Annotated in this window: 21 protein-coding genes and 4 tRNA genes; 8 read left to right on the top strand and 17 right to left on the bottom strand. The window is 60.5% G+C overall.

The genetic code is table 11. The features are described from left to right. Positions 1-43 precede the first annotated feature (43 nt). From FBAL_RS15245 to amrB, 3 genes are all read right to left on the bottom strand, one after another. Complete coding sequence (locus FBAL_RS15245; RefSeq protein WP_013346476.1) at positions 44-1,993, bottom strand: DEAD/DEAH box helicase; 1,950 nt, start codon at positions 1,991-1,993, stop codon at positions 44-46. Between the two features lie 234 nt (positions 1,994-2,227). Beyond that, positions 2,228-2,779, bottom strand: coding sequence for an AmmeMemoRadiSam system protein A (gene amrA, locus FBAL_RS19685; RefSeq protein ID WP_013346475.1), 552 nt, complete (start codon positions 2,777-2,779; stop codon positions 2,228-2,230). Beyond that, on the bottom strand, positions 2,757-3,530 hold the full coding sequence (gene amrB / locus FBAL_RS15235) for an AmmeMemoRadiSam system protein B (RefSeq protein ID WP_013346474.1): 774 nt from the start codon (positions 3,528-3,530) through the stop codon (positions 2,757-2,759). The genes amrA and amrB overlap by 23 nt, the downstream gene beginning before the upstream one ends. A 73-nt stretch (positions 3,531-3,603) precedes the next feature. Here amrB and amrS point away from each other — a divergent pair, with 73 nt between their 5' ends. Then, positions 3,604-4,692 (top strand): AmmeMemoRadiSam system radical SAM enzyme, encoded by a 1,089-nt coding sequence (gene amrS / locus FBAL_RS15230; RefSeq protein ID WP_013346473.1) that lies wholly within the window; start codon positions 3,604-3,606, stop codon positions 4,690-4,692. On the opposite strand, the gene FBAL_RS15225 is transcribed toward amrS, so the two are convergent. Continuing rightward, positions 4,689-5,318 (bottom strand): glutathione S-transferase family protein, encoded by a 630-nt coding sequence (locus FBAL_RS15225; protein WP_013346472.1) that lies wholly within the window; start codon positions 5,316-5,318, stop codon positions 4,689-4,691. The genes amrS and FBAL_RS15225 overlap by 4 nt on opposite strands. Positions 5,319-5,434: 116 nt before the next feature. Between FBAL_RS15225 and FBAL_RS15220 the strand changes: the two genes are divergently transcribed. Next, positions 5,435-5,932: a prolyl-tRNA synthetase associated domain-containing protein gene (locus tag FBAL_RS15220; protein ID WP_013346471.1), complete on the top strand. Its 498-nt coding sequence runs from the start codon at positions 5,435-5,437 to the stop codon at positions 5,930-5,932. Positions 5,933-6,216: 284 nt separating this feature from the next. Here FBAL_RS15220 and FBAL_RS15215 read toward each other — a convergent pair. From FBAL_RS15215 to FBAL_RS15180, 8 genes are all read right to left on the bottom strand, one after another. Beyond that, positions 6,217-6,292, bottom strand: a tRNA-Phe gene (locus FBAL_RS15215). Positions 6,293-6,340: 48 nt separating this feature from the next. Further along, entirely contained in the window at positions 6,341-7,591 is a 1,251-nt protein-coding gene (locus FBAL_RS15210; protein WP_013346470.1) for a sensor histidine kinase, read from the bottom strand. Further along, entirely contained in the window at positions 7,588-8,280 is a 693-nt protein-coding gene (locus FBAL_RS15205) for a response regulator transcription factor (RefSeq protein WP_013346469.1), read from the bottom strand. Before FBAL_RS15205 ends, FBAL_RS15210 begins: the two co-directional genes overlap by 4 nt. Further along, entirely contained in the window at positions 8,277-8,660 is a 384-nt protein-coding gene (locus tag FBAL_RS15200) for a DUF3019 domain-containing protein (RefSeq protein ID WP_013346468.1), read from the bottom strand. The genes FBAL_RS15205 and FBAL_RS15200 overlap by 4 nt, the downstream gene beginning before the upstream one ends. Continuing rightward, the gene (locus FBAL_RS15195; protein WP_171814279.1) at positions 8,660-9,385 is read right to left on the bottom strand and encodes a MipA/OmpV family protein; all 726 of its coding nucleotides are present in this window, start codon (positions 9,383-9,385) and stop codon (positions 8,660-8,662) included. Before FBAL_RS15195 ends, FBAL_RS15200 begins: the two co-directional genes overlap by 1 nt. Positions 9,386-10,266: 881 nt before the next feature. Continuing rightward, a tRNA-Phe gene (locus FBAL_RS15190) sits at positions 10,267-10,342 on the bottom strand. Positions 10,343-10,347: 5 nt separating this feature from the next. Next, a tRNA-Asn gene (locus FBAL_RS15185) sits at positions 10,348-10,423 on the bottom strand. Positions 10,424-10,428: 5 nt separating this feature from the next. Beyond that, positions 10,429-10,504, bottom strand: a tRNA-Phe gene (locus FBAL_RS15180). A 237-nt stretch (positions 10,505-10,741) separates the two neighbouring features. On the opposite strand from FBAL_RS15180, the gene FBAL_RS15175 reads away from it, so the two are divergent. Then, on the top strand, positions 10,742-11,356 hold the full coding sequence (locus FBAL_RS15175) for a GDSL-type esterase/lipase family protein (protein WP_013346466.1): 615 nt from the start codon (positions 10,742-10,744) through the stop codon (positions 11,354-11,356). Positions 11,357-11,407: 51 nt separating this feature from the next. Here FBAL_RS15175 and FBAL_RS15170 read toward each other — a convergent pair whose 3' ends face one another. Beyond that, positions 11,408-11,680 (bottom strand): oxidative damage protection protein, encoded by a 273-nt coding sequence (locus FBAL_RS15170; protein WP_013346465.1) that lies wholly within the window; start codon positions 11,678-11,680, stop codon positions 11,408-11,410. 67 nt (positions 11,681-11,747) lie between these two features. Next, positions 11,748-12,803 carry an A/G-specific adenine glycosylase gene (mutY, locus tag FBAL_RS15165; RefSeq protein WP_013346464.1) on the bottom strand — a complete coding sequence of 352 codons (1,056 nt, stop codon included), beginning with the start codon at positions 12,801-12,803 and terminating at the stop codon, positions 11,748-11,750. Positions 12,804-12,883: 80 nt separating this feature from the next. Between mutY and trmB the strand changes: the two genes are divergently transcribed. The 5 genes from trmB (at position 12,884) to FBAL_RS15140 (ending at position 16,880) form a co-directional block, all read left to right on the top strand. Beyond that, complete coding sequence (gene trmB, locus FBAL_RS15160) at positions 12,884-13,600, top strand: tRNA (guanosine(46)-N7)-methyltransferase TrmB (protein ID WP_013346463.1); 717 nt, start codon at positions 12,884-12,886, stop codon at positions 13,598-13,600. 10 nt (positions 13,601-13,610) lie between these two features. After that, positions 13,611-13,949, top strand: coding sequence for a YggL family protein (locus tag FBAL_RS15155; protein WP_013346462.1), 339 nt, complete (start codon positions 13,611-13,613; stop codon positions 13,947-13,949). A 9-nt stretch (positions 13,950-13,958) separates the two neighbouring features. Continuing rightward, positions 13,959-14,873, top strand: coding sequence for a glutaminase B (glsB, locus tag FBAL_RS15150; protein WP_041251805.1), 915 nt, complete (start codon positions 13,959-13,961; stop codon positions 14,871-14,873). A 163-nt stretch (positions 14,874-15,036) separates the two neighbouring features. Then, positions 15,037-15,852 (top strand): YggN family protein, encoded by an 816-nt coding sequence (locus tag FBAL_RS15145; RefSeq protein WP_083771233.1) that lies wholly within the window; start codon positions 15,037-15,039, stop codon positions 15,850-15,852. Positions 15,853-15,938: 86 nt separating this feature from the next. Then, positions 15,939-16,880, top strand: coding sequence for a LysR family transcriptional regulator (locus tag FBAL_RS15140; protein ID WP_013346459.1), 942 nt, complete (start codon positions 15,939-15,941; stop codon positions 16,878-16,880). Positions 16,881-17,381: 501 nt separating this feature from the next. Here the strand turns inward: FBAL_RS15140 and FBAL_RS15135 are convergent. From FBAL_RS15135 to rdgB, 3 genes are all read right to left on the bottom strand, one after another. Continuing rightward, a complete protein-coding gene (locus FBAL_RS15135) occupies positions 17,382-19,226 on the bottom strand; it encodes a DUF885 domain-containing protein (protein WP_013346458.1) in 1,845 nt (614 codons plus the stop codon). A 93-nt stretch (positions 19,227-19,319) separates the two neighbouring features. After that, on the bottom strand, positions 19,320-20,459 hold the full coding sequence (gene hemW / locus FBAL_RS15130) for a radical SAM family heme chaperone HemW (protein WP_013346457.1): 1,140 nt from the start codon (positions 20,457-20,459) through the stop codon (positions 19,320-19,322). After that, positions 20,460-21,056: an RdgB/HAM1 family non-canonical purine NTP pyrophosphatase gene (gene rdgB / locus FBAL_RS15125; RefSeq protein WP_041251803.1), complete on the bottom strand. Its 597-nt coding sequence runs from the start codon at positions 21,054-21,056 to the stop codon at positions 20,460-20,462. Positions 21,057-21,125: the final 69 nt, after the last annotated feature.

The following is a 21,125-nucleotide window of genomic DNA, read 5'->3' as shown; positions in this document are numbered from 1 at the left end:
CGGCAGCTTATCAGATTACGGCGCTTTCGCTAACGGTTTACGATCAACGGTTACCGTAGCTGTCGTTGTCACGACGACGACCGCGCTGGCCATCATCGTCACGACGACCGCGGAAGTTGCTGTCACCGTCGCGGCGGCCACGGAAGTTGCTGTTGTCACCGTCACGACGACCGCGGAAGTTGCTGTTGTCACCGTCACGACGGCCACGGAAGTTGCTGTTCTCACCGTCACGACGACCGCGGAAGTTGCTGTTGTCGCCATCACGACGACGGCCTTCGCCACGGAAACCGCCACGGCGGTCGTCACGGCCACCTTCACGGCGCGGACGCGGCTCAATCACTTCGTTGGTGCGCTCAGCGGCCAGCGGACGGCTGCGAACGGTGACGCTCTTCAGCTTGGACAGCACGTCGGCAGGCATGGCAGCCGGCAGCTGAACCAGGGAGTGCGCATCGTGCAGACGGATCTGACCGATGTAGTTGCTCTCCAGCTGGATCTCGTTAGCGATGGCGCCAACGATGTCCTTCACCTGGGTACCGTGCTCACGGCCCACTTCCAGGCGGTAGGTGTCCCACTGGATGTCCGGACGCGGCTTGCGCTCACGACGCTCACCACGCTCACCGCGCTCACCACGTTCGCCACGCTCACCGCGCTCACCACGCTCGAAACGCGGGGCCGGGTCAGCTTTCGGCTTCAGCGGCTTGCTGCGCTGACGCTGGAACAGCAGGGCGGCAGCCAGTTGCTCCATGGACAGTTCGTTCTGCTCAGCCATCTCCTGCAGCATGCCGGTCATTTCGGCCAGGTCGGTCTGGGCAACGCATTCAGCCAGCTCAACGCTCAGCTTGGCAACGCGGTGTTTGCCCAGCTCTTCTGCAGTCGGCATCTCCATCATTTCGATGGTGCCGCCAGTGGAGCGCTCGTAGAAGCGCAGCTGACGCAGTTCACGCGGACGGGCGAACAGGATCGCTTCACCGCTGCGACCGGCACGGCCGGTACGGCCGATACGGTGCACGTAGGACTCGGAGTCCATCGGCAGGTCGAAGTTCAGTACGTGGGTGATGCGCGGTACGTCGAGACCACGGGCAACCACGTCGGTGGCGATCAGGATGTTGATCTTACCTTTGTGCAGCTGGGCAACGGTGTGCTCACGCTGCTGCTGGCTCATGTCGCCGTTCAGAGCGGCGGCCTTGAAGCCCATGTTGTTCAGGTGGTTGGCCAGTTCCATGGTGTCGTTACGAGTACGTACGAAAACGATCATGGCGTCGTAGTCCAGAGTTTCGGACAGACGTTCCAGTGCGGTCAGTTTGTTCAGACCAGACACTTTCCAGGCCTTCTGCACGATGTTGGCTTTCTGAGTGCGGTCAGAAGCGATCTTCACGTGCTTCGGATCTTTCAGGAAACGCTCGGCAATGCGGCGGATCTGATTCGGCATGGTGGCGGAGAACAGAGCCATCTGGGTCTGGTCAGGCAGGTGCTCCAGGATCCACTCGATGTCTTCGAGGAAGCCCATGTTGAGCATCTCGTCCGCTTCGTCCAATACACAGCACTGAATGCTATCCAGCTCGATGCTACCGCGACGGATGTGATCCATCAGACGGCCAGGGGTGGCAACCACCACCTGGGTGCCACGCTCGAGGTCGCGCAGCTGAGGGCCGTAGGGCTGACCACCGTACAGGGTGGTAACGCGCATGCCTTTCATGTTCACGGCAAACTCTTCCAGAGCGGTTGCTACCTGGATGGCGAGTTCACGGGTCGGGGCCAGTACCAGCATCTGTGCGGCACGTTGGCGCGGGTCGATACCAGCCAGAGCAGGCAGACCGAAGGCAGCGGTTTTACCGGTACCAGTCGCGGCTTCACCCAGGATATCGTGACCATCCAGCATGAAGGGGATGGCTTGAGCCTGAATCGGGGTGGGGGAGGTGAAGCCCATAGCGGAAAGGGCGCTCAGCAGCGACTCGGGCAGACCGAGGCTGGAAAATTCAACACTGTTAGACATTAGGTGCTCTGTATTGGGGCAGGGGAGGGCCCTGCAAAAATAGTGAGAGGTGAGAGCCCAGAGACGGTCCCAAAATTAACTGAAGTCGTCTGGCGCTGGTCACCCCCATTCATCAAGCCCGACGGGCGTGTACGATAGAAGGTCGAACTTGAAGGCGCGCATTATACGGAGTCAGGCGTAAATCGCAAGCAGTTTGATGGAAAATCGACCATTTATTTTCACCTGCGGGTGTAATCAGGGCTCCAGCCCCTCCTGCACCACCAGGCAGTCGAAGCTTCGGGCCTGCATTCGGGGCGACCAGTGCTGCCATCCACCTTTGCGCATCAGGGCATCCACAAACTCACGGGGGCTACTGACGCCCTCCCACACCTGGGGCAGAAAAATCGCCTGTCGCCCGTCCTGTCTCAGCAGCAAGCCTTCGCCGGGACAGAGCGCGGCCTCCAGTGTCGTTCTGTCGGTGGCCGGCAGCGGCCGTTTCGGGCCCAGCACGCTGATGCTGATGTGGCAGCGTGCCAGCTCCGCTTCGGTCAGTGGCGGGAAGCGGGGGTCGGCAAAGGCGCACTGACGGGCCAGGTAAGCGATGCTCTGTGCCAGCGGGCGGTCGTTATTGGTGGCGCCGATGCAGCCCCGCAGCTCGCCATCGATATGGAGGCTAACGAACAGGTCCGCGACCTGGTCCCCCAACTCCAGTTGCGGCAACGGCTGAGGGTGCCAGTCGGACGCGATGCTGGCTCGTGCCAGTGCCAGCCAGCGGCGCTGCTCTTCAGCAGAGGGCGAAAGCGGCATAACCCACCACCCTGTCGTGATCCCCACTGACCTGCGCCGAGTTGCCCCGGGCGACCAGGTGGGCCCGCAATCCGGCTCGTTTGGCCCAACACAGTGCACCGTTGAGGGGGTAGGCGCCACAGGCCTCCTCTCCCAGCAGGTCGTCACTGAGGCAGAGGATGCGGGCGATGGTGTCCTGATCACGCTGTTCCGCTTCGGCTTCGGTGAGGAAGTGGCTCATGTCGGTACTGACGATCAACAGGTCGTCCGGCTGCATCAGGGCAGTCAGGCACTCAGCCAGGGTTTCGGAACGGATCGCCCCCACCACCATCGGCAGCAACAGACACCCGGACAGGCGCACCTGGATAAAGGGCAGCTGCACCTCCAGTGCGTGCTCGCGGGCGTGGGCCAGGTTGTCGATACGACTCTCATACTGGCCGTCCAACCTGTTGATGGCGTCGGTATCCAGGGCCACCCGGCCCAGGGGGGTCTGGTAGTGGGTCCAGTCCGGCAGGGCGATGCCCCTGACGGCTTTGGTGTGGGCCGGCCCCATCAGAATCACCCGGCGGAACCTTTGTTCCGGCAGGGTCAGGTAGGCGCTGGCGGCGATGGCGCCGGAGTAGACATAACCGGCATGGGGCACGATCAGACCCCTTGCCGGGGCGGGCAGGGCTGGTTTGGGTTGGCTCAGCAGCCGATCGACCTCCCGGGCCAGTTCATTGGCCTCCCCGGGATAGAAGTAACCGGCCACGGCAGCGGGACGGATCCTCATGCTGATGCTCCCCGTCGGGCTCGTTGGCAGGCCCGACACTATGATTATAGGGTGAGCATCGAGGAGCGTCGGCATGACAGGCAGCACGGTTCCCACCCGGTATTGGCAGGCACTGGAGGACGGCAGAGTGCGCTGCACCCTGTGTCCCAGATTGTGCACGGTCAGAGAGGGCCATCGCGGGGTCTGCTTCGTGCGCAAGGCGGAGCGGGGCCAGATCGTGATGACCAGCTACGGGCGCTCTTCCGGGTTCTGTGTTGACCCCATAGAGAAAAAGCCGCTGAACCACTTTTTGCCGGGGACGCCGGTGCTGTCGTTTGGCACCGCGGGCTGCAACCTGACCTGTCAGTTTTGCCAGAACTGGGACATCAGCAAGTCCCGGGAGATGGACACTCTGGCGGGCAAGGCGACACCACTGCAACTGGCGCAGGCTGCGGAGCGGATGGGCTGCCGCAGCATCGCCTTTACCTACAACGACCCGGTGATCTTTATGGAGTACGCGCTGGATGTGGCCGAGGCGTGCCGGCAGAGGGGGCTGGAGAGTGTGGCGGTCACCGCCGGCTACATCAATCCGGAGCCCCGGGCCGAGTTTTTTGCCGGTATGGACGCGGCCAATGTGGACCTAAAAGGGTTTACCGAGGGGTTCTATAAGCGGGTTTGTGGCGGGCACCTCGAACCGGTGCTGGACACCTTGCGCTACCTGCGTCGTGAAACCGAGGTTTGGTTTGAGATCACCACCCTGTTGATTCCCGGGCTGAATGACTCCGACAGCGAGCTTCACCAGATGGCGGCCTGGATCCGGGACGAACTGGGGCCGGATGTGCCCCTGCACTTCTCCGCCTTTCACCCGGATTTTAAGATGCTGGACCGCCCGGCAACGCCTCCGGCGACGCTGACCCGGGCGCGGACCATCGCCATGGCGGAGGGGCTGCACTACGTCTACACCGGCAATGTGCACGACCCCAAAGGCGGCAGCACCTGGTGTCCGGGCTGCGGGGCGTTGGTGATTGAACGGGACTGGTATCAGTTGGGCCAGTGGGCCGTGACAGCAGATGCCACGGGGGCGGGGCGGTGCGCCCAATGTGGCGAAGCGATACCGGGCCGGTTTGAGGCCGAACCCGGTCGCTGGGGGCGCCGTCGTGTTCCGGTCAGGATGGGGGATTAGTCTGCGGGCAGTGCCGCACTCTCCTTCTCCAGTGCCCTGGCCCGGGCGGGGCGGTCGGTCAGGCGGGCTCTGAACGCATCGGCGACCGGGCTCAGTGGCTGCTTAAATGCGGCGGCCCAGCTCAGGGTGTGGGCCAAAAGAATGTCGGCAACCGTCGGCTCATCACCCAGCAGAAACCCCTGCTCAGGAATGCGCGCCTCAACCTCTTTTAATGCCTTGGCGAACTCCCACTGGGCCGTGGCCAGAACGGCCTCCACCCGCTGTGACGGCGGCAGGGCGAACTTGTGTTTGCCCATGGTCCAGAGCGGCTGCTCCAGTTCGGTCAGGATGTAACAGAGCCAGAAATCGTGCAGGGCGTCTTCATCGCTGCCGGCAACAGGGAGGAAGCGCCCTTTGCCGTAACGTTTGGCCAGATAGAGCGCAATGGCGCCGGACTCGGTCAGGGTCAGATCACCATTGGTAAGCGCCGGGATTTTGCCTGCGGGATTGATGGCCAGGTACTCGGGGCTGCGGTGCTCCCGTTGGGTGAAGTTCACCAGGTGGTACTGCCAGGGGAGGCCGAGCTCCTCAAGCAGCCAACTGATGCGAAGCGAGCGGGACTTGGGAAATCCGTACAGGGTGATCATATCCATCTCCTTATGGGGTGCCGCTCAGAACCTAGCAGCTCAGTTGGGCGTTTGCCATTGAGACAACGGGACACCAGGGGTAAGGTGAGCGCATTCTCCACTCTGCTTTGAACCTTATGACGCTACAGTCCTTGCTGGCTTCCCTCAACATCGATTACCACGCCTATGAGCATCCGCCGCTGCACGACTGCAGTGAAGCGGACCGGTTGGCACTGGACCGGGATGGTCAGCGCACCAAAAACCTGTTCCTGAGGGACAACTACGGCAAACGCCACTTTGTGCTGGTGACCGCGCCTGACAAACAGGTGGATCTGAAAGCGCTGTCCAGACAGATGAAGTTGTCCCGCCTGGGCTTCGCCTCTGCCGAGCGGCTGGAACGCTACCTTGGAATTCAACCCGGAAGGGTGTCGCTGCTGGCGCTGGTGAATGACCCGGAGCAAGCCGTGACACTCTGGATCGATGAAGCGATCTGGCAGGGGGAGGGGTTGCACTGCCATCCGATGGACAACACCAAAACCTGGGTGCTTAAACCGGATGACATCAAAACCCTGCTGGCCCATTGGGGTCGGCCGCTGACCCTGCTGGAGGTGCCTCAAATCCAGGTAAGGCGGTGATGGCAGGCGTTTTGCTGGAGTTGGATGCCAGAGAGGGGGCAACTGGCAACGTAGCGTGGGCTTTAGCCCACGGGGCGGTTTCGAATGGCGCGCGGTGCCGTGGGCTGAAAGCCCACGCTACGAATTGGCGGCGGTCACTGGTGTAGTGTGATGCCAGACAGGGTAGCGTGGGCTTTAGCCCACGGGGCGGTTTCGAATGGCGTGCGGTGCCGTGGGCTGAAAGCCCACGCTACGAATACAGAAACGAAAAAGCCCCGACCTTTCGGTCAGGGCTTTCTCTAAGATGGTGCCTCGTCCCGGAGTCGAACCAGGGACACGCGGATTTTCAATCCGCTGCTCTACCAACTGAGCTAACGAGGCAGTACTGCGTTGCAGCGGGCGCCATTAAACGGTCTTTGCCTGATGGAGTCAACTGAATCCTCTGCGGCCCGGTGCGTTTGCTGCATTTTTCGTCGGCCAGTGCAACTCGACGGCCGCGCCACCCAGTTTAGAGCAGTTTCCGATATGAACCCGGCCTTTGTGCCACTCCATGACCCGCCGCACTATGGCGAGGCCCAACCCATACCCTTTGTTGCGTTGGTCTGCGCGGACAAAGGGTTCCATCAGGTTGTCCTGACTGAGAATGCCGGGGCCGTCATCGGCCACAACCAGCTGGATTTCGCCATCACGCCGTTCGACCCGGATGTCGATCTGCTGGTGAGCAAACTTAGCGGCATTGCTGACCAGATTATTAACGGCCCGGCTGAGGGTTGTACTGTCAAAGCAGGCGTGCAGATCCGTCGGGCAATCGAGCCGGATCTGCTGGCTGAGCAACGGCTGGTATTGGCACTGCACCTTGGCCAACAACGGGTAGAGCGGTTGGGTGACGCTATCCAGCTGCGGCCGACGTTGTTCACATGCGGCGTAAACCAGGTACTCATCGAGTAACAGGTCTATCTCATCGGTGATGCCCTGAAGGCGCTGGCGCAGAATGGGGGCGGGGGTTTGTTCCACCATCTCGCTGGCGAAACGCAGGCGCGCCAGTGGGGTGCGGATCTCGTGGCATACCGTGGCTGACAGCTCCCTCTGAAGTTGCATGAGCTCAGTCAGCGAGCGAGTCATCTGATTGAAGGAGTTGACCAGCGGTGCCACCACCGAGTGGCGCTGCACTTTGAGGGCACGGGGCTGGCTGCCATTGGAGACCGCCATGGCGGCGCGGTTCAGGCGGTGCAGGGTGTGGAACAGTGGCAGTACCCAGAGTAGGAACAGCAGGGATACGGAGCCGTAGAACCAGATCGCCTGGCCGTCCCACTCCTGATGCTGGTCGGCGCTGAGTGGAATTGGGCCCAGTTTGTACAGTTGCCCCTGTTCCTGCAGATACAGCCACCCCTGTTGGTCATTGCGTTGCACCAACAGCGGCTGTCCGTGCGCGAGCTCATTGGCCAACTCAGGAGAGAGCTGGATGCTGTCGCCCGCCAGTGGGTGGAGCTCAAACAGCGGGCAGGAGGTCTGTTGTGTCAGACATTCGGTCTGATTGGCGATGGCTCGCTTCAGGTCATCGGAGTTCAGCCAGAACTTGCTGTTGTGCTGATCCCAAATCGCCATGCCATCCAGCATCAGCGCCGCGCCCACCACCAGCAGCACCAGCAGCAGGTAGAAGCGGATAAAGCCCGGGATCATGAGCCAGCCTCGTCGCTACGGGTCAGCAGGTAGCCCTTGCCCCAGATGGTTTTAATGGTGAGTGGGCACTTGCCTTCCAGCTTCTTTCTGAGCCGGGTGATGCGGCCGTCGATGGTGCGGGTCAGACCGTCATAGGCACGGCCAATGCCGTGGGTAAACAGGAACTCGCGGGTCAGCACCTGCCGGTAGTGAGCGGCAAACAGTGCCAGCAGACAGAACTCACTGGGCGTCAGGTTGAGGTCTGCGCCCCGATAGCACGCCCGATTTTCGTCGGGGTCCAGTGTGAGTCCGTCGACCTGAATCAACGAGTCATCGGTACGGCGCTGCTGCTGTCTCAGGTGGGCCTGGATCCGCGCCAGCAGCAGAGCGGGAGAGGTGGGCTTCACCAGATAATCGCTGGCACCACCGTGCAGGCCGCGCAGTTGGTCTTCCTCGCTATTGCGCGCGGTCAGCATCAGGATGGGCCCGGAGAATCGCTGGCGAATGGCCTCTACGATCTCAAACCCATTGCGTCCCGGCAGCATCACATCACACAGCACCAGGTCGAAATGGGTGGCCAGTGGCAACTGTTCAAGTCGGTTGCCATGGCGATGGTGTTCCACGTTCAGGCCGTGGGCCTCCAGGTACTCCTGGGTCCAGCGAGCCAGTTGGATGTCGTCTTCAATCAACAGAATATTGGCGCAGGTCATGTCAGGCTCCACGGTGGCTTACGGCGACGTCTCAGCTCATGGTGCAGGTGGCGCATCAGGTCAAACTGGCGCACGGCGCTGGGATAGGGCGGCTGCTCCAGGCGAAGGTGGAAGCGGGTACTCTGTTGCAGCTCAAAACGGTGTCGGGTCCGCACCTCCTGATTGTCGCTGCAATACAGGGGCGTCTTTTCATCCTCCCGGTAGAGGCACACGGTGGTGGCTTGCGTCAGTTGCCAGTAGAAGTCGATAACCACCTGGCAGCCTGGGGCCAGCTTCGGGATCAGGCACTCGGAGGGGCGCAACTGGAACTCACTGAGCCAACCGGATTCGTCTGCCTGAACCGGCAGCGCCAACAGCATCAGGACAAAAAGCCACGGCATCAGAACACCCTCCAGCTGATTCCGGCGAACCAGTTGACGATGGCGGAGGAAGCGATCAGGTGGCCGCGACTCAGTTCATCATCAATGTGCTCGACATAGCCGTGGGCAACCAGGGCCAGATTGGCACGCAGAGGGTAGTGGTAGTCGAGGCGAAGATAGGGGTTCAGTGCGGCATCGGCGCCGATGTAGACCGGCGGAATGGGCGAACCCAGGTCCCCTTTGCGCAGACCGTAGTAATAGGCGGTGTAGTTTTCACTGAGCAGGCGCAGGCCGAAGGTCAGCTGAAGGTCACCACTGGTGGCGCTGAAGCGGTGTGACGCTTCCGCCCGCCACTCCTGACCATGGTGGACGCCGGTCAGATCGGTGAGCAGCGACAGGCCAAACCGGCTGGCGCCCTGATAGTAGTCGTAGCGCAGTCCGCCCAGATAGGAGAAGTCCCGCTCAATGTCTTCCACCGCTTTGGCCGACAGCAGGTTGGGGCGCAGGCCGTAGAAGATATTGGCAAGAAAAGCGGCGCCATCCTGATCGAGATAGTAGAGCGCTTCCAGGCTGGGGCGGGCGATAAGATCCAGCTGCCAGTCCGGGCGTTCCGTCAGGGCGTAGCCGACGTCGAGGTTGTCGATATAGAAACGCTCACCGTAGTAGCGCACGGATGGCAGCAGGTGCAGCGGGAGCGGTTCGGAGAAGGCGACAGGATTACCAAACTGTCCGACCCCGGACGACACCGTTAACTCGATGGTGTTGTGGGGTAGGTACTGATCGTATGGAGCGAATTCCTGCCCCTGTGCTGATGCCAAGCTGGCAAAGTAAAGCATTGTTATTGTTGTTATTTCTTTCATCTTATCGACTCGGTAACAACTAAAGGCTCGGTCGAGTTGTCCGGAAAGTTACGTTGACTCCCCGGCTTGCTCAAGCGAATAAAATTCATCTCTGGTTTCGATTGAGCAGCATTTCAGTAACCACGATAAAAGTACGGATAACGAAAGTTTGGTCAAGAGTTAAATTTATGGGTGTGACAAAGTGATACATGTGTTGTGCAGTCGGCGTGGCTCAAAAGCCCGAGGGACAACGGCTTCCAGTGTGAGAGGCCGTAAATAAATGACCTTCATAACAAGGAGTTGGGCGCCTATGCGGACCAGACAGGGAAGGAGGGCCAGCCTTGGTGTGTGCAGATGGCCAATTGGCCAAATTTTGTTCGAGTGTTCTGCCGTGGGCTAAAAGAACACGGTCCAAGCGCTTGGATATCGCGGTGGTCGGAAGCGAAAAAGCCCCGACCTATCGGTCAGGGCTTCGTTGTATTGTGCCTCGTCCCGGCCATGGGAGGCAGGATGCCGGACATGACGCCGCTTGCGGCGGCCCGAAGGGGGCAGATGACAGGGATGTCATCCACAGTCGAACCAGGGACACGCGCTGATTCTTAAATAAGTCAATCCGCTGCTCTGCCAACCGCGGAAACGAAAAAGCCCCGACCTTTCGGTCAGGGCTTTCTCTAAGATGGTGCCTCGTCCCGGAGTCGGGGCAGGGACACGCGCGGATCTTTGAATAGGCCAATCCGCTGCGGATTGATACAAAAAAGCCCCGACCTTGCGGTCAGGGCTTCGTTGTATGGTGCCTCGTCCCGGAGTCGAACCAGGGACACGCGGATTTTCAATCCGCTGCTCTACCAACTGAGCTAACGAGGCGAAAGTGGCTCCCCCTGCTGGACTTGAACCAGCGACATACGGATTAACAGTCCGCCGTTCTACCGACTGAACTAAGGGGGAAAAGGTGGTGCCTCGTCCCGGAGTCGAACCAGGGACACGCGGATTTTCAATCCGCTGCTCTACCAACTGAGCTAACGAGGCAACTTGTTGTCGCTTGCTTGGCGACGGAGCGCTATTAAACGGATTTTGCCTGACTAAGTCAACTCGATTTTTATCGTTTGCCTGAAAGATGCGCAGGTGGCCATTATCCACCCAATCCCGGTACTCTTGTTGAACGATTTTGGCCGGGTTGGCGCAAACCCGGGGCGCTGGTGGCAGAGACGCCGGAGAATATGCGGTTGGAGAACACGGCTAACTCAGCCACCACAGGAGGGAGCGATGCGTAAAAGTGTGATGCGGGCGGGCTTTTTGTTGGTGGCTCTGCTGTGGGGATTGGTCGGTTGCGGCGGCCCTGGCCTGACGCCCTTGCCTGCCGATGGCACCATCGTGGCCTTTGGCGACAGCCTGACCCGTGGGGTGGGGGCCGGGCAGGGGGAGGACTACCCCACGGTGCTGGCGCAGCTCAGTGGCCTGCACGTGGTGAACGCCGGGGTGTCCGGCGAACAGACTCCGGCGGGTCTGCAACGGCTCCCGCAGGTGCTGGCGGCCGAACAACCGGATCTCCTTCTGTTGCTGTTGGGGGGCAACGATATCCTGCGTAACCGCCCGCCGGATGCCATTCGGGACAATCTGGCGCAGATGATTGAAACGGCTCAGGGGCAGGGGGTGCAGGTGATGTTGGTGGCGGTACCGGAGAAGCGGTTGTTCTCCAGTGCGGCACCGTTTTATCCGGAGCTGGCCGAGCAGTATGGCGTACCGCTGGTGGATTCACTGGTGGGGGAGTTATTGCGGACACCCGGCTACAAGTCTGATCCTATCCACCTCAATGCCGAGGGGTATCGTCAGATGGCACAGGCGCTGGACAGTGCCTTGCGCGATGCGGGCGCTTACTGAGGGCTGAAAACAACAACGCCCTGCGGGGCAGGGCGTTGGGGCGGAGGCGGCTTACGCTTCCGGCGGCTTGTAGCCTTCGATGTGGATCTCTTCGCCTTCGAACAGGAACTTCACCATGTTCTCTTCCAGCATCTTGCGGTGCTCGGCGTTCATCATGTTGAGCTTGTGCTCGTTGATCAGCATGGTCTGCTTCTTCTGCCACAGACCGAAGGCTTCCTTGGAGATGTTGTCAAACACCCGCTTGCCCAGCTCACCGGGGATCAGCTGAAAGTCCAGGCCCTCGGCCTCTTTGTTCAGGTATTGGCAGAATACGGTACGTGCCATGGTTCGGAGTCCTCACTTAGGTGTCAGCGCAGTTATACCAGATGTGGCCAGTGCCTTCTATGCACGGTCATTGTGGGTATTGGTTTTGCAGTTCGGCCAGCAGGCGCTCGGTGGGGGCTGCCAGACCGATGCGGTTGTCGGCACCGAGGGCAAACCACTGGCCCGGATGTTCCGCGACCTGCGACAGTGGTGCGCTCAGCTGTACCAGCACCGGCTGAATGTCCAGGTGGTAGTGGCTGAAGGTGTGGCGGAACGGCGTCAGCATCTGCGGGGCCTGCTGGGCCTTCAGCGGCAGCAGGGCGTGGTCGAGGCTGGCCTTGTCGTTGTATTGAGGCGGACACCACAGTCCGCCCCAGATGCCGGCACCGGGGCGCTTCTCCAGATACACCTCGTCCTGATGGCGCAGCAGTAACAGGAAGCAGGCTTTTACCGGCTTCTCCTTTTTCGGCTTCTTGCCCGGGTAATCGGCTTGTCGGCCCTGGGCGTAAGCCCGGCAGTCGTCATTGACCGGGCACGCCGGGCAGTTGGGTTTGCTGCGGCTGCAGTGGCTGGCGCCCAGATCCATCATCGCCTGGTTATAGGGCTGGACCTGCTGCGCCGGGGTCAGGGTGGTGGTGAGGTCCCACAGCTGGTTCTCCACCGCTTTGTTGCCCGGCCAGCCCTCAATGGCCTGGTGACGGGCCAGCACCCGCTTTACGTTGCCATCGAGGATGGGGTGGGGCTGGTCCAGGGAGAGGCTGAGAATGGCACCGGCGGTGGAGCGGCCAATACCGGGCAGCGCCATCACCTGGTCAATCTGGGTGGGAAACTCGCCGTTGTGCTGGTCGCGAACCTGGCGGGCGGCTTTGAGCAGGTTGCGGGCGCGGGCGTAGTAGCCGAGGCCGGTCCACAGGTGCATCACTTCGTCATCTTCGGCGTTGGCCAGATCGATGAGGGTGGGGAAGCGCTCGGTAAACTTCAGGTAGTAAGGGATCACCGTGGTGACCTGAGTTTGCTGCAGCATAATCTCCGACAGCCACACCCGGTAAGGGGTGCGGTTCTGCTGCCAGGGCAGGTCTTTGCGGCCATACTGTTGATACCAATCCAGCATTCGCTTGGCAAAGCTTCCGGTGTTCGCTTCCATCAGTGAGCAACCTAAAATACAATCACGCGTTTTTCGGGGCGCCCAGTGTAGCGTCCGGTCCACAGAGCGAGAAGATCCAGATGAGTGACGAGCAAAAGCCGACGCAGCCGGTCGAGGAGCTGCGCCAGCGCAAGATCCGCTCCTTCGTCAAGCGCGAAGGCCGTATGACCAAAGGCCAGTCCCGCGCCATGGAGCAGTATTGGCCTACCATGGGTCTGACCCACGAGCAGGGCCTCATCGATCTGGCCGAAGTGTTCGGCAGTGAAGCGCCGGTAGTGCTGGAGATCGGTTTTGGCATGGGCAAATCCCTGGTGGAGATGGCCAAAGCGGAGCCGGAAAAGAACTTTATCGGCATCGAAGTGCATGGCCCGGGTGTGGGCGCCTGCCTGATGTACGCCGAGGAGCTGGGTGTCACCAACCTGCGTCTGTACCAACACGATGCGGTGGAGATCCTGGCGGATTGCATCCCGGATGCCAGCCTGGACCGGGTGCAACTCTATTTCCCTGATCCGTGGCACAAAAAGCGTCACCACAAACGTCGTATCGTAAAGGAAGAGTTCATCGCTTCCGTGCGCCAGAAGCTCAAGATGGGCGGCCTGTACCACATGGCCACCGACTGGGAGCACTATGCCGAGCACATGGTGGAAGAGATGAACGCGGCGGCGGGTTTTGAAAACACCGCCACCGAGGGCAATTTCGTGCCCCGTCCGGATTTCCGTCCCCTGACCAAGTTCGAGGCCCGCGGTCACCGCCTGGGTCACGGCGTCTGGGACCTGATTTACCGTCGTGTGAACTAAGGAGTGCCTGATGGCCGTTAAGCTGCAAGCCAAACGCAATGCCCGCCTGCGCAAGAAACTGCGTACCGATGAGTTCCAGGAGCTGGGCTTTGATGTGGCCTGGGTATTCAACGCCGATGTCAGCGAAGAACAGATCGACGCCATTGTCGACCAGTTTATCGACGAGGTGATTGAGCCGAACCAACTGGGCTTCTCCGGCGAAGGCCACAAAGCCTGGGAAGGCCTGGTGTGCACCCAGAAACTGGGTAAGTGCACCGAAGAGCACCGCGCTGCGGTGGAAGCCTTCTTCGCCAAGCAGCCGGTTTCCGAGCTGAAGGTCAGCGAACTGTTTGACCTGTGGTGGGGCTAATCCTGCGTGCTGCCGGATAAAGCGCTGCTGGAGAGCGTGCTGGACGAAGTCCGGCCGCTGCTCGGCGAGGGCAAGGTCGCCGATTACATTCCCGCTCTTGCAGAGGTGCCCAGCGATAAGCTGGGCATCGCCGTTTGCAGTGCTGAGGGTGGGGTAATCGGCGCCGGTGACTGGCACGAACCCTTCTCCATCCAGAGTATCTCCAAGGTGTTTGCACTGATGCAGGCGATGATGCTCTACAGCGAGGAGGAGCTCTGGCAACGGGTAGGGAAGGAGCCTTCAGGCAATCCCTTCAACTCCCTGGTGCAGCTGGAGTTTGAAAAGGGGGTACCGCGTAACCCCTTTATCAATGCCGGTGCGCTGGTGATCAGCGATATGCTGGAGAGTCGCCTCAGTGCACCTCGCCAGCGCTTGCTGGAACTGATGCGTGACCTCTCCGGCAATGCCCACCTGATCTCCGATAAGGTGGTGGCGGCGTCGGAGTACCAGCACTCGGCCCGCAATGCGGCGATCGCCTACCTGATGAAGTCCTTTGGTAACTTCCACAACGACGTCGATCAGGTGCTGCAAACCTACTTCTCCCATTGCGCCATCCGCATGAGTTGCGCTGATCTGGCCAAAGCCGCCTATTTCCTCTGCAATCAGGGGGTGACTTTGGGGGGACGGCGACTGGTGTCTGAGCGTCAGACCCGCCAGATCAACGCCCTGCTGGCCACCTCCGGACTCTATGATGGGGCCGGTGAGTTCGCTTACCGGGTGGGGATGCCGGGCAAATCCGGCGTTGGCGGCGGCATCATTGCCGTGGTGCCGGGGGAGATGAGCCTCTGTGTCTGGTCGCCTGAACTGGACGACAGCGGTAACTCCCATGCGGGAACGGCGGCGCTGGAACTGCTGGCCAAGCGGCTAGGACGCTCTATTTTTTAGTGAAATTCGCCAACCGGCTCAGGTTAAGAACGCCACCCCATTTTGGAGTGGCGTTTTTTATTGCTTTAAATTCATTTGCTTAGTGTTAGGTTTGGGAGAGGCCAGCGGATTGGCCCGGTCTTGGCATACTGCCTAGACTGACAAGACACTGGAAAAGGACACCATGATGATTGCACGTAGCGTGATGCTGGCTTTGGCTCTGTTCGGATTTGGCGCGGCCGCGGAACCCTCCCAATTCAACTTTGGCGACGAGTGTGAGCTGTCACTGAGTTATGACATCGAGCTGGAGCGGGATTCCCTCGAGGTTAGCGACGCCGGAGAGAGTCTCTACCGGATCCAGGGAGACCAGCTTTGGGTACGGGGTAAAAGCGTTGATCTGGACGCCAGCCAGCGCACTCTGGTGCGGGATTATCATGCCGAGATGGAGCGTCAGCTGCCCAAGGTTGTGGAGTTGGTCAATGATGCCCTGATGCTGGCGGGCACCGCATTGGACACGGTATTTACCGAGTTGTCTGACTTCGGCCTCGACCCCAGCCAGGGCACCGATGTGATGGCGCGGATCCAGGATAAGGTGAACGCCAGCATGCGCACCGAGAATGGCGGCATTCGCCTCTCTGCCAACGCCATGGACAACTTCAGTGATGAGCTGGATCAAACCCTGGAAACCGAGATTGAGTCGGTGATCTCCGCCTCCATGGGCGGCATGTTGATGGCGCTGGGACAGGCGATGAGCGAGGGCGACAGCGGCGACTTTGAGCAGCGCATGGAAGATTTTGGCACCCGCATGGAGCGGATGGGCGAGCGCATCGAAACCGAGATGGAAGCCCAGGCAACCGCGCTGGAGCAACGGGCTAACGCCATGTGTAGCGAATGGCAGCAGCTGGACCTGCTGGAGCAGAAGATGCAGCGCCAGATCCCGCAACTGGCGGAGTTTGACCTGGTGGTTCAGGGCGATCCGGAGCTGGCCATGTTGCGCTGATTCAGGGCAAAGGCGCTACAATAGCGACGATAGCGATATCGTCGCTTTTTTTTCGTCCAGAACAAGCTGTTGTAAGGAGAGCGCGAATGCGCGAACTGCTCGAACCTATCGTGATCTTTACCCATGTGGTACGGGCCCAGGGGTTTTCCGCTGCGGCGCGAAAACTGGGGATCTCCAAATCCAAGGTGAGCAGTCATGTCAGCTTTCTTGAGCAGCAACTCGGGGTGCAGCTGGTTCAGCGCACCACCCGTTCACTCAGTCTGACCGAGAGCGGTGAACTGCTCTATGAACACGGCGAGGGGATCCTGAAGGATCTGGACCAGGCGGTCGCCGGGGTGCAGGCCCTGCAACAGGAGATCCGCGGGGTACTGCGGGTGGGTATCACCCAGGCATTCGGCTCCATGCACCTGATGCCGTTGATCCCCGCCTTTATGGAGCAGCACCCGGCGCTGGAGCTGGAGCTGAGTTTCCTCGATCACAAAGTGGACGTGGTGGCGGAAGGACTCGACCTTCTGCTGACCATGTCTGAGCAACTGCCGCTGGGCATGGTGGCACGCCCCCTGATGAACTGTCGCTTTATCCTGGTGGCCTCACCGGATTACCTGGCCCGACGTGGCGTGCCCTATCATCCGGCAGCGCTGGCTGAACATAACTGCCTGGTCTACAAAAGCGAGTGGTATGAGCACGGCGCCTGGGAGTTTGCCCGCGGTGAGGAGACCTGCGAAATCCGGGTGAAGGGCAACTATCGGGTGGACGATGCACCGGCACTGAAGGATGCGGCTAAGCGCGGGCTCGGTGTGGTCTATCTGGCCACCTACCTGCTGGAGGATGAGCTGGCCAAGGGCGAACTGATTGAGCTGTTGCCGGACTGGAAGCTGACTCATCCACTGGCACTGCAGGCGGTTTACCCCAGACGAAAGAACCTCGCGCCCAAGGTGCGGGCGTTTATCGACTTTGTACGGGGGCATTTCCGTGACCCCACTCCCTGGGATAGGGCGCTGACATCCTCTCGTCATAATCATGAGTGAGAGAAATCATTGTTCTGTCAGGAGAACAGTGTCTGTATAAAATGTGCGCCAAATAATGTTGTTTATTGATTATTAAGAAAAAAATCGAGCACTCAGGTGCACGATTGATATCCTTCTGAGTTATAAAAATGTTGATGGCGCAACATCTTGCGCTTGTCAGCATCAAAATTCTCCCTAGAATGGCCCCCATCAAACGTCACTGGATAGGCTCTGGAATGACCCCTCTGGAGTGTTCGAGTAGTCAGTAACGTTTGATCGGAGGCATTACACCTCGCGTGATGCCTCTGACGGATTGTTAGGATCCATCATCTGGACTTTTATGCCCCGGTCGGATCCGGGGCCTTTTTTAAAAGCAAGGATCACCCTCCGTACCCTACAAAAAGCAGCATAGCTTTGGAGTGGTAGCTGGCGATGGGCCGCGGCAGAAAAACAAATACGCCCAACAAAATAAAAAAATAGGAGGCCTTTATGGCCTCCTTTTTCTTTCCGTTGCCGGGGGAGTTACAACCGGACTTTCTCCGACTCCACCCACTGATTCACCTGCTCACCCAACACATTCAGCGGCAGCGGACCATTGGCCAGCACCACGTCGTGGAAGCCACGCAGGTCAAACTGTTCACCCAACTCGCCCTGTGCCTGGCTGCGCAACTCCAGCAATCGCATCATGCCGACTTTGTAAGCGGTGGCCTGGGACGGCATCACGATGTAACGCTCAATCGCTTTCACCACGTCACCCTGGGGATTCGGGGTGTTGTGGGCGAGGTAATCGATCGCTTGTTCGCGGGTCCAGCCTTTGGCGTGAATGCCGGTGTCCACCACCAGGCGGCAGGCGCGCCACAGCTCCATCGCCAGACGGCCAAAGTCGCTGTAGGGGTCTTCATAGAAACCCATCTCTTTGGGCAGGTATTCGGAGTAAAGGCCCCAGCCTTCGATGTACGCGGTGTAGCCACCAAAACGGCGGAACTTGGGCAGCCCTTCCAGCTCCTGAGCGATGGCGATCTGCATATGGTGGCCCGGGATCCCTTCGTGGAAGGCCAGCGCCTCCAGCTGATAGGTGGGCATGTGGCTCATGTCATAGAGGTTGGCGTAGAAGAAGCCCGGGCGACTGCCATCCGGAGAGGGTTGCTGGTAAAACGCCTTACCGGCGGACTTTTCGCGGAACGCTTCCACCTTCTTCACCACCAGTGGTGCCTTGGGCTTCACGCCGAACACCTCGTCCAGTCGCTCATTCATATCACCGATATAGCGCTCAGCCTGCCCCAGGTAAGCGGCGCGGCCTGCGTCGTCGTTGTCCAGATAGAACTGGCTGTCGGTGCGCATAAAGGCGAAGAACGCCTGCAGGTCTCCCTCAAAGCCCACCCGCGCCATAATGGCGCGCATCTCATCATGGATACGGGCAACGTCGTCCACGCCCATCTGGTGAATGGTGGCGGCACTGAAATCGGTGGTGGTGGTGCGGGCCAGGGCGTTGTTGTAGAACCGCTCACCGTCGGGGAATTTCCACGCCCCGGCGTCCTCGCGGGCACGCTCATACTGGCCCTCAAGGAAGCTGATCAGCTTGCCGTAGCCGTTGGCTACAGAACCGGTCAGGGCCGCTTCGGCATCGGCGGTAAGGCTGGCTTTCTCTGCATCAGTCAGGGGCAGGGGGGCGATCTTGGCTTTAAAGTCGGCCAGCAGGGTGCTGTCTGCGCCGTCATCAAAGGGGGCGCCGGACAGAATGTTCTGGCTGTCGCTGATGGCGTACGGGAAAACAAAGCGCGGCGCCACGATGCCCTTGGCCTCGCGCAGCTTGAGCTGTTCAATCACCTGGTCGAAACGGCGCTCGATGCCATTGAGACGGCTGATGTAGGCACGGGCATCGGTTTCATCGTTGATGCGGTGCTGGTTGATCAGGAACGAGGCAGTGGTCGACTGATAACCGTACATCTGGTTGATCGGGTAGTTGTAGTGGCGCCACTGATGGTCCGCGATGGATTGCTCCAGGCGCTGTTTCATCAGTCGGTAGCTCAGCCGGGTCTGAGGGTCGAGCTGGTCGGCGTCGATGCCGTTCAGTTGTGCCAGATGGCGCTGGTTGCGTGCCAGTCCCTCGGCATAGTCCGCTTCGCTGAACTCATCCCACTTGTCCTGATCCTGCTTGATACCAAGGTAGGTTTGGCTGATGGGGGATGCCATCACGTTGTCCATAAAGATGGACTCAAACAGGGCGTTGGCCCGGGCGGATTCGGATTGCTGAACCTGACCGGCGGCGGGGGTGTTGTCGGTGGTGGTGGGGGCCTGCTGGGCGCAACCGCCCAGGCTGAGGGCGGCACACACCGACAGGGCGGCAATGGTTAACTGGGGTTTCACGTGGCTCTCCTTGCGTCCGGATGTGGACGCCAGTCTGGCACGCGCATTGCCCCGTTAAAAAACCGAAACTGTTAGCAGATCTTAATGATTTGGTTAATCCGGCAGGAACTGCGCCAAAAGCTCGTTCAGAAAGCGGTGACCCTGCTCGGTCAACTGCATCTGCTGGTTATCCCGCTCAATCAGGCCACGCTGCAGGGCCCAGTTCAGTGGCTTGGCCACGTCGTCCGGCGTGAGTTGGGTGCGCTCTGACAGCTCGCTCAGGGGCATCGGCTCCATCAGTCGCAGCCGGTTCATGTAGTACTCCAGCGCCTGGTCTTCCCGCTCGACGCTGTACTGCTCGGCCATCGGGTCACGGCCTGGCTCCAGGTAACCCTTGGGATGCTTGACCTTGACGGTACGCAGCAGGGTTCCGTCCGGTTGGGTGATCTTGCCGTGGGCACCACAGCCGATGCCCAGGTAGTCGCCAAAGCGCCAGTAGTTGAGGTTGTGTTCACACTGGTAGCCGGGCTGGGCCCAGGCGGAGATCTCGTACTGGCGGTAACCGGCGGCTTCCAGCATCGCTTTGCCCTGCTCGAAGATGGCCCACTGGGTGTCGTCATCGGGCAGTTCCGGCGGCTTGGAAGCGAACTGGGTATTGGGCTCAATGGTGAGCTGGTACCAGGACAGGTGCGGCGGTTTCAGCGCGATGGCCTGCTCCAGATCGTACAGGGCGTCGGTGACGCTCTGGCCGGGCAGGGTGTGCATCAGGTCGAGGTTAAAGCGTTCAAAACCCGCTTTGCGGGCTTCGTTGGCGGCGCGTCGGGCCTCCTCGGCGCCGTGGATGCGGCCGAGGATCAGCAGTTTGTCCTGCTGGAAGCTCTGTACCCCCACCGACAGCCGGTTAACCCCCGCCTCGCGGTAGGGACGGAATCGGTCGGCTTCCAGGGTGCCGGGATTGGCTTCCATGGTGACTTCACACTGCGGCGCGAAGGGCAGCCGTTCGGCCACCCCGCTCAGCAGGCTGGCGATGCCTGCCGGGGAGATCAACGAAGGGGTGCCACCGCCGATAAAGATGCTGGTCAGCATCCGGCCCTGGGCCAGGGCCAGATCCCGGTCCAGATCCGCCAGCAGTGCTGCGATGTACTCCTGCTCCGGGATCGCCCCTTTACGGGCGTGGGAGTTGAAGTCGCAGTAGGGGCATTTCTGCTCGCACCAGGGGATGTGGATATAGAGCGACAGCGGTGGCAGTGACACTTACAGGATCCCCTTGGCCTTGAACTGAGCCAGCAGCTCGTTCATCGCTTTGCCGCGGTGGCTCAGGGCGTTCTTCTCGGCGTCGCTCAGTTCGGCGGCGCTTTGGTCGCTGTTGCCGACCAGGAAGATCGGGTCATAGCCGTGGCCGTGCTCACCCCGGGCGGCATCACCAATGCGACCCTCCCAGCTGGCCTGAGCGATGATCGGCGACGGGTCTTCGGCATGACGCATGTACACCAGAACGCACTGGAAACGGGCGTTGCGCTGTTCCTGACCGGTCATCTCGGCGAGCAGCTTCTGCCAGTTGTCGGTGGCGCTGGCGCCTTCGCCGGCAAAGCGGGCGGAGTAGATGCCGGGGCGGCCGTTGAGGGCGTCCACTTCGATGCCGGAATCGTCGGCGATGGCAGGCAGGCCGGTAGCACGGGCGGCATTGCGGGCTTTGATAATGGCGTTCTCAACGAAGGTGGTGCCATCCTCCACCGCTTCCGCCACGTTAAATTGGCTCTGCGGCAGGATCTCCAGCGGGTAATCGGCCAGCAGTTGGGCAAATTCGCGAACCTTGCCGGCGTTGCCGGTGGCCAGAACAATGGATTGGATGGACATGAAAACTCCGGATATCTGGGTTAATGCGGGGGCCAAAACGACCACCGGGGCGCCGATCTTACA

Source organism: Ferrimonas balearica DSM 9799, assembly GCF_000148645.1.
GTDB classification, from domain to species: domain Bacteria; phylum Pseudomonadota; class Gammaproteobacteria; order Enterobacterales; family Shewanellaceae; genus Ferrimonas; species Ferrimonas balearica.
The sequence above is the reverse complement of the archived record's forward strand: the minus strand, read 5'-3'. Positions and strand labels throughout refer to the sequence as shown.

Coding starts and splice junctions, on each gene's coding strand:
- FBAL_RS15225 (WP_013346472.1), bottom strand. CDS start 5,318: ATGATCACCCTGTACGGATTTCCCAAGTCCCGCTCGCTTCGCATCAGT.
- FBAL_RS15245 (WP_013346476.1), bottom strand. CDS start 1,993: ATGTCTAACAGTGTTGAATTTTCCAGCCTCGGTCTGCCCGAGTCGCTG.
- FBAL_RS15175 (WP_013346466.1), top strand. CDS start 10,742: ATGCGTAAAAGTGTGATGCGGGCGGGCTTTTTGTTGGTGGCTCTGCTG.
- FBAL_RS15145 (WP_083771233.1), top strand. CDS start 15,037: ATGATGATTGCACGTAGCGTGATGCTGGCTTTGGCTCTGTTCGGATTT.
- FBAL_RS15200 (WP_013346468.1), bottom strand. CDS start 8,660: ATGCCGTGGCTTTTTGTCCTGATGCTGTTGGCGCTGCCGGTTCAGGCA.
- FBAL_RS15205 (WP_013346469.1), bottom strand. CDS start 8,280: ATGACCTGCGCCAATATTCTGTTGATTGAAGACGACATCCAACTGGCT.
- FBAL_RS15210 (WP_013346470.1), bottom strand. CDS start 7,591: ATGATCCCGGGCTTTATCCGCTTCTACCTGCTGCTGGTGCTGCTGGTG.
- mutY (WP_013346464.1), bottom strand. CDS start 12,803: ATGGAAGCGAACACCGGAAGCTTTGCCAAGCGAATGCTGGATTGGTAT.
- amrS (WP_013346473.1), top strand. CDS start 3,604: ATGACAGGCAGCACGGTTCCCACCCGGTATTGGCAGGCACTGGAGGAC.
- amrA (WP_013346475.1), bottom strand. CDS start 2,779: ATGCCGCTTTCGCCCTCTGCTGAAGAGCAGCGCCGCTGGCTGGCACTG.
- FBAL_RS15220 (WP_013346471.1), top strand. CDS start 5,435: ATGACGCTACAGTCCTTGCTGGCTTCCCTCAACATCGATTACCACGCC.
- trmB (WP_013346463.1), top strand. CDS start 12,884: ATGAGTGACGAGCAAAAGCCGACGCAGCCGGTCGAGGAGCTGCGCCAG.
- amrB (WP_013346474.1), bottom strand. CDS start 3,530: ATGAGGATCCGTCCCGCTGCCGTGGCCGGTTACTTCTATCCCGGGGAG.
- FBAL_RS15140 (WP_013346459.1), top strand. CDS start 15,939: ATGCGCGAACTGCTCGAACCTATCGTGATCTTTACCCATGTGGTACGG.
- FBAL_RS15155 (WP_013346462.1), top strand. CDS start 13,611: ATGGCCGTTAAGCTGCAAGCCAAACGCAATGCCCGCCTGCGCAAGAAA.
- FBAL_RS15170 (WP_013346465.1), bottom strand. CDS start 11,680: ATGGCACGTACCGTATTCTGCCAATACCTGAACAAAGAGGCCGAGGGC.